Below are 6487 nucleotides of genomic sequence, written 5' to 3'. Positions count from 1 at the left end.
GGGGCTGAGGGGGCGGGGCGAAGGGGTCGGGCCGAAGGGGGGCGGGGCTGGGGGGATCGGGCGAGAAGGAGCGGGACCCCGGGAAAGGCGCCGGTGTGGCGTTGGCGACGCGGCCCTGGGCGGCGCGTTGTGGGAGCGCGCACATAGGATCGGACCCGTGGAGCAGAGGAACGCGGGCAGGTTGGGTCGGCAGGTCGGCGTCGTCGGGCTGGGCTGCTGGCAGCTCGGCGGGGACTGGGGTCGCGTCGAGGAGTCCGACGCGCTCGCGGTGCTGCACGCCGCCGCGGACACCGGGGTGGACTTCTTCGACACCGCCGACGTCTATGGCGACGGCCGCAGCGAGACCCTGGTGGGCAGGTTCCTGCGCGAGCGCGGCGACTCGGGCATCACGGTGGCCACCAAGATGGGCCGCCGGGTCGAGCAGACCCCGGAGAACTACACCCGCGAGAACTTCCTCTCCTGGAACGACCGGTCGCGCGCCAACCTGGGCGTGGACACCCTCGACCTGGTCCAGCTGCACTGCCCGCCGACGCCGGTGTACTCCACCGACGAGGTGTTCGACACCCTCGACGAGATGGTCGGGGCCGGGCGGATCGCCGCCTACGGCGTGAGCGTGGAGACCGCCGAGGAGGCGCTGACCGCGATCGCGCGGCCGGGTGTCGCGAGCGTGCAGATCATCCTGAACGCGCTGCGGCTCAAGCCGCTGGAGCGGGTGCTGCCCGCGGCGGCGGAGGCCGGTGTGGCGATCATCGCCCGCGTCCCGCTCGCGTCGGGCCTGCTGTCCGGCAAGTACACCGCGTCGACCACGTTCGGCGAGGACGACCACCGCAACTACAACCGCCACGGCGACGCGTTCGACGTCGGCGAGACGTTCTCCGGCGTGCCGTTCGAGGTCGGCCTCCAGGCGGTGGACCGGCTGCGCCCGCTGCTGCCCGAGGGCGCGACCACGGCCCAGTTCGCGCTGCGGTGGATCCTGGACCAGCCGGGCGTCACCGTGGTCATTCCGGGCGCCCGCAACGCCGACCAGGCACGGGCCAACTCGGCGGCCGCCGACCTCGCCCCGCTGCCCGAGGGGGCGCGGGACGAGGTGCGCGCGGTCTACGACGAGCTGATCCGGCCGCTGGTCCACGACCGCTGGTAGTTCACCCGTCCGTGACGTCGTCCTCTTCGACGTCCAGCTCGCCCAGGATCGCGTAGAGCTTGCGGCGGGCCTCGTTGAGGACCTCGACGGCCCGGGTCTTCTGCTCGCGCGTGCCCGCGTGGGCCATCTGCTGCATGGCCGAACCGAGGTGCCGCGCCGCCGTGCGCAGCTTCGCCGCGTGCAGGTCGACCTCGTCGTTGACCTGCTGCCACGGTGGCGCGCCCTCGTGCCCGGCCGCCTCGGCGCGGCCCGGTTCGGTCAGCGTGAACAGCTTCTTGCCGCCCGCCTCCTCCTCGACCGAGACCAGGCCCTCGTCGGCCAGCATCTGGAGCGTCGGGTAGACCGAGCCGGGGCTGGGCCGCCACAGGCCGTCGGTGCGGCGGCCGATCTCCTGGATCATCTCGTAGCCGTGCATCGGCCGTTCGGCCAGCAGCGTCAGGACCGCCACGCGGACGTTGCCCTTGCGCTGCCTGCCGCGCCCGCGACCGGGCCCCGGGCCGTGGCCGTGACCGGGGAAACCGGGCGGCTCGGGCGGGACCGGGGGACCGGGGAAGTGGCCGGGGCCGAAACCGCCGCCGAAGCGCGGGTCGCCCATGCCGCGACTGCGGTGGTGCCGGTGTTCGTGGTGGGGGTGTTCGGAGGGGAAACGCATCGTTGGCTCCTGTCGTCGATCGGTCTTGACGTATCTACGATATATCGGAACGTATCGCGATGCAACGCCGATCGGTTGTTTGCTCGCTCGGAGGCCCTGCCGACCCGTGTCCGGGGCCACGGGTGGCCGGCTCCGGCGAGGCCGTCCGACGTGGGAGACTGGGAGGTGCTATGACTGCCCTCCCCCTCGTCTTCGACGCGCCCAAGCGCGGCCTGCCGCCGCGCCACCTCGCCGACCTGCCCGCCGACCAGCGCCGGGAGGCGGTGGCCGCGCTCGGTGAGAAGCCGTTCCGCGCCCAGCAGCTGTCGAACCACTACTTCTCGCGGCTCACCGTCGACCCCGACGCGATGACCGACATCCCGGCGGCGGCGCGTGAACGCCTGGTCGCCGACCTGATGCCGCCGCTGTGGACCGAGCTGCGCAGCGTCGAGGCCGACAGCGGGTCCACGCGCAAGACGCTGCTGCGCGCCCACGACGGCACGCTGGTCGAGAGCGTGCTCATGCGCTACCCCGACCGCGCCACGCTGTGCATCTCGTCGCAGGCGGGGTGCGGCATGGCGTGCCCGTTCTGCGCCACCGGGCAGGCCGGCCTCACCCGCAACCTGTCCACCGCGGAGATCGTCGACCAGGTGCGGCGCGGCGCGGCGGCCATGCGCGACGGCGAGCTGCCGGGCGGGCCGGGGCGCCTGTCGAACATCGTGTTCATGGGCATGGGCGAGCCGCTGGCCAACTACAAGCGGGTGGTCGAGGCGATCCACCGCATCTGCGACCCGGCGCCGGAGGGGCTCGGGATCTCGCAGCGCTCGGTGACGGTGTCCACGGTGGGCCTGGTGCCCGCGATCCGAAAGCTGACCGAGGAGAACCTCCAGGTCCGGCTCGCGGTGTCGCTGCACACGCCGGACGACGAGCTGCGCGACACGCTGGTGCCGGTGAACACCCGGTGGAAGGTCGCGGAGGTGCTGGAGGCGGCACGCGGCTACGCCGACAAGACCGGCCGGCGGGTCTCCGTCGAGTACGCGCTGATCCGCGACATCAACGACCAGGGTTGGCGCGCGGACCTGCTGGGCAAGGTGCTGCGCCGGTACCTGGGGCAGCTGGTGCACGTGAACGTGATCCCGCTGAACCCGACGCCGGGGTCGAAGTGGGACGCCTCGCCGAAGCCGGTGGAGCGCGAGTTCGTGCGGCGGGTCAAGGAGCAGGGCGTGGAGTGCACCGTGCGCGACACGCGGGGCCAGGAGATCGCCGCGGCCTGCGGCCAGCTCGCCGCCGAGGGCTGAGCGCGGCTCACGCCCCCGCCGCGGGGGCGTGACCGGGCCCCGATGAGGCCCGTCCGGGCGGGCCCCCGGTCCCGTCGACGGGGACCACCAGGTGGAGTCCGACCTCGGGGTGCCACTCGACCCTCATGAGGTCCGGCCGTTCCACGGTGGCGTGCACGAGCTGGATCACGATTCCCGAGTCCTTCCGGATCAACGCGCGCAGTCCGTGGTTGAGGCAGTCCATCACCCTGCCGGACAGGTCGCGGTTCGGCGATGTCCCGTTCCGCCGCCAGCCGCTCCGGTGGCAAACCGGTCCCGTACCGCTTCCGCGCCGCGGTCGTGCCGACCCCCAGGGCCTCGCCGATGTCGCTCCACGGGGCGCCCTCGGTGCGCGCCTCGGCGACCACCTCCCGCCGAACCTGATCGACCTCTGCGCTGCGATCTCGTTGACCGCCGACAGGGCCGCGAGCGCGGGGATTCGCGGCCGCGGGTCATCGAGGAGTGGTGATGTGAAGGACCGGGTGGCGAAGAATGGTGCACGTGCCTGCGCCCACCGCGCCGACAATGGTCGTCGGTTGCCGTTGCGGTGGGCGTTCATCGTTGTGGTGGGTGGCGGCGTGGGGGCGCTCGTCGGTGTTGGTTTTTCGGTGCCGGCGGGTATCGCCGCCGCGATCACCGTGATGGGTTTCCTGCACAAGGTGGTCGCGTGAGCGGACCTCCCGGGTCCGCCCCGCCGGGGACGGGCCCGGGGAGGAACTACACCACCTCGTTCAGCTCCCCCGTCGCCACGTCGAACACGAAGCCCCGGATCGAGTCCTTCACCGGCACGAACGGGCTGTTGCGGATTCGCGCGACCGACTGCCGCACGTCCTCGTCCAGGTCGGCGAACGCCTCCGCCGCCCACGCGGGCTTCACGCCGACCTCGTCCTGGATCGACCGCTTGAACCCGTCGTCGGTGAAGGTCAGCATCCCGCAGTCCGTGTGGTGGATCAGGACGACCTCCCGCGTGCCCAGCAGGCGCTGGCTGATCGCCAGCGACCGGATCCCGTCCTCGGTCACCACGCCGCCCGCGTTGCGGATGACGTGCGCCTCGCCCTCCCGCAACCCGAGCACCCGGTAGACGTCGAGGCGGGCGTCCATGCACGCCACGACCGCGACCCCCTTGGCGGGCGGCAGGGGGAGGGGGCCGGAGAACCCGGCGACGTAGGCGGCGTTGTTGGCGAGCAGCTCGTCCGTCACGGACATGGCGTGGTCCTGTCTGCTGGGGGCAACGGAGCGTCACCGAGCCAACCGGCCGCACGCGGGTGCGGGCAACCGGTGTTCAGCGGGTGGGACCAGGTGACCGGCTACCATCCAGCCGTTGGTCTACGAGGGGGGACTGGTGCGGTCGAAGCTGGTCGCGGGCCGCTACGCGACGGTCCGCGAGCTGGGTCGCGGCGGCATGGGCGTGGTCTGGTTGGCCGAGGACAGGGTCATCGGGCGGCGGGTCGCGCTCAAGGAGCTGCGGACCTCCTCGAACACCGACGTGGAGCGCGTCCTGCGCGAGGCCCGCACCGCCGGCCGCCTCAACAGCCCCGCCGTGGTCACCGTGCACGACGTGCTGTCCGAGCACGGCACCACCTACCTGGTGATGGAGCTGGTCGAGGCGCCGACGCTGGCCGACCTGATGCGCCGCGGCCCGCTGCCGGCCGACCGGGTCGTCGCGATCGGGCTGGCGGTCCTCGGCGCGCTGGAGACCGCCCACGCGGCGGGCGTGGTGCACCGGGACGTGAAGCCGAGCAACATCATGGTGCTGCCCGATGGCCGGGTGAAGCTCGCCGACTTCGGCATCGCCCGCGCGCTGGACGACCCGGTCCTGACCGCGACCGGCGGCGTGATGGGCTCGCCCGGCTACCTGGCCCCGGAGCTGTTCGCGGGCGCGCCGCCCTCGCCCGCCTCCGACCTGTGGGCGCTCGGCGCGACCCTGTTCCACGCCGCGGAGGGCCGCTCGCCGTTCCAGCGCGAGACGACCGCCGCCACGCTGCACGCGATCATGCAGGGGGAGCCGGTGCCCACCCGGTGCCGCGGTCCGCTCGCGACCGTGGTCAGGGGCCTGCTGACGCAGTCGACCGCCGACCGCATGACCGCCGGCCAGGTTCGCGCGCACCTGACGGGCTTACCGCCGCGCGCGGCCGAGCCGGACACGGTGGTCATGGCGCCGGTGGGGCACCGCGGTGGCGACACCCGCCTGAACCCGGTGACTCCCGGCGGTGACACCCGCCTGAACCCGGTGACTCCCGGCGGTGACACCCGCCTGAACCCGATGACTCCCGGCGGTGACACCCGCCTGAACCCGATGACTCCTGGCGGCCGGCGGTCCCGGCGGGTCGCGGCGCTGGTGGGCGCGGGCGCCGCGGTGACCGCGGTCGCGGTGGTCTCGGCGTTCGCCCTGACCCCGGACCGGGAGCCGGGTCGCGCGTCGGGGATCGCGGTGGGGGACCGGTCCTCGACCGCCCCGACCAGCGCCCCGACCACGACCGCCCCGTCCTCGGCGCCCGCGACCACCACGACGCCGGTCACCACCACGACCACCACTCCGCAGGCCCCGCCGCGGCAGACGACCGCGCTGACCCGGTTCCGAGACGCCGCGGGCTGGCACTACAGCGGCTCCACGCTGCTCGCCACGCCCGGTGGCTACGCGCCGGAGGTCTCGCTGGGCAAGCTGGTGGTCGACCAGGAGCCGGGCACCGCGCCGCTGTACTCGTGCCAGATCGCCAACAGCCCGGACCGGATGACCTCGACCGCCGCGAACTGCGAGGGGCAGGCGGTGTACGGGCTGCTCGGGCACGTGTTCGCCCAGCAGCCCGCCGACGCGCCCGCCCTGCCGATCTACCGCTGCAACGCGGGCGGCCACCACTTCGAGTCGCTCGACCCCGCCTGCGAGGGCCACCCGGCGGAGTTCCAGCTCGGCTGGGTCCTGCTCTGAGGGGTCCTGCCCCGGGGAGTCCTGCCCCGGGGGCCCGGCGTTCCGCTCCGGGGGTCCTTCAGCGCCGCCAGGGGGTGCGTCCGCGCACCTGGAGCCAGATCAGGCCCAGGGCCATGGCCGCGCCGGTCCCGACGACCCAGATGTTCTCGACCTGGCCCTTGTGGTTGCCGATCAGCAGCGAGAGCACCGCCAGGGTGGACAGCCAGCCCGCGATCTTGATGCCCTTGGGGAACGTGCCGTGCCAGCCCCACTCGGCCGACGGCTCGTCGTGGGGGTCGACCGCCGGACGCCTGTCCAGCTCGGAGGACGAAGACACAGCCGCACGACCTTCCTGCCCGATCACCTTCGCTTGCACGGCAATCGTCGCACACGGGCGCGCCGCGTGAGACGTGAGGTGCGCGGCACCGCCGCGACGTCTACCCTCGGCCCTCGCGCCCGTCCGCACCGCACCCCACCCGTCCGAACCCACGCTC

Annotated in this window: 7 protein-coding genes; 4 read left to right on the top strand and 3 right to left on the bottom strand. The window is 73.4% G+C overall.

All coding sequences use genetic code 11. The features are described from left to right. The first annotated feature begins 157 nt into the window (after window positions 1-157). Window positions 158-1141, top strand: a complete 984-nt coding sequence (locus ACFP3R_RS27155) for an aldo/keto reductase (protein WP_380639691.1) — start codon at window positions 158-160, stop codon at window positions 1139-1141. Window position 1142: 1 nt separating this feature from the next. Here the strand turns inward: ACFP3R_RS27155 and ACFP3R_RS27150 are convergent, their stop codons facing one another. Continuing rightward, the gene (locus tag ACFP3R_RS27150; protein ID WP_380639689.1) at window positions 1143-1793 is read right to left on the bottom strand and encodes a PadR family transcriptional regulator; all 651 of its coding nucleotides are present in this window, start codon (window positions 1791-1793) and stop codon (window positions 1143-1145) included. Window positions 1794-1963: 170 nt separating this feature from the next. On the opposite strand from ACFP3R_RS27150, the gene rlmN reads away from it, so the two are divergent. Then, window positions 1964-3070, top strand: a complete 1107-nt coding sequence (gene rlmN / locus ACFP3R_RS27145) for a dual-specificity RNA methyltransferase RlmN (protein WP_380639686.1) — start codon at window positions 1964-1966, stop codon at window positions 3068-3070. Window positions 3071-3558: 488 nt separating this feature from the next. Beyond that, window positions 3559-3759: a hypothetical protein gene (locus ACFP3R_RS27140; RefSeq protein WP_380639684.1), complete on the top strand. Its 201-nt coding sequence runs from the start codon at window positions 3559-3561 to the stop codon at window positions 3757-3759. 46 nt (window positions 3760-3805) lie between these two features. On the opposite strand, the gene ACFP3R_RS27135 is transcribed toward ACFP3R_RS27140, so the two are convergent. After that, window positions 3806-4294 carry a beta-class carbonic anhydrase gene (locus ACFP3R_RS27135; RefSeq protein WP_380639683.1) on the bottom strand — a complete coding sequence of 163 codons (489 nt, stop codon included), beginning with the start codon at window positions 4292-4294 and terminating at the stop codon, window positions 3806-3808. Between the two features lie 115 nt (window positions 4295-4409). Between ACFP3R_RS27135 and ACFP3R_RS27130 the strand changes: the two genes are divergently transcribed. Beyond that, the gene (locus ACFP3R_RS27130) at window positions 4410-6014 is read left to right on the top strand and encodes a serine/threonine-protein kinase (protein WP_380639682.1); all 1605 of its coding nucleotides are present in this window, start codon (window positions 4410-4412) and stop codon (window positions 6012-6014) included. Window positions 6015-6072: 58 nt separating this feature from the next. Here ACFP3R_RS27130 and ACFP3R_RS27125 read toward each other — a convergent pair whose 3' ends face one another. Further along, window positions 6073-6330 (bottom strand): DUF2631 domain-containing protein, encoded by a 258-nt coding sequence (locus ACFP3R_RS27125; RefSeq protein WP_380639680.1) that lies wholly within the window; start codon window positions 6328-6330, stop codon window positions 6073-6075. Window positions 6331-6487 lie beyond the last annotated feature (157 nt).

This window comes from Saccharothrix lopnurensis, assembly GCF_042658445.1.
GTDB classification, from domain to species: Bacteria; Actinomycetota; Actinomycetes; order Mycobacteriales; family Pseudonocardiaceae; genus Actinosynnema; species Actinosynnema lopnurensis.
Note: the sequence above shows the minus strand (reverse complement) of the source record. Positions and strands in the feature narration are given on the sequence as shown.

Bases quoted from the DNA above. Each gene is read 5' to 3' on its own strand.
- rlmN (WP_380639686.1), top strand. From the start codon at position 1,964: ATGACTGCCCTCCCCCTCGTCTTCGACGCGCCCAAGCGCGGCCTGCCG.
- ACFP3R_RS27135 (WP_380639683.1), bottom strand. From the start codon at position 4,294: ATGTCCGTGACGGACGAGCTGCTCGCCAACAACGCCGCCTACGTCGCC.
- ACFP3R_RS27150 (WP_380639689.1), bottom strand. From the start codon at position 1,793: ATGCGTTTCCCCTCCGAACACCCCCACCACGAACACCGGCACCACCGC.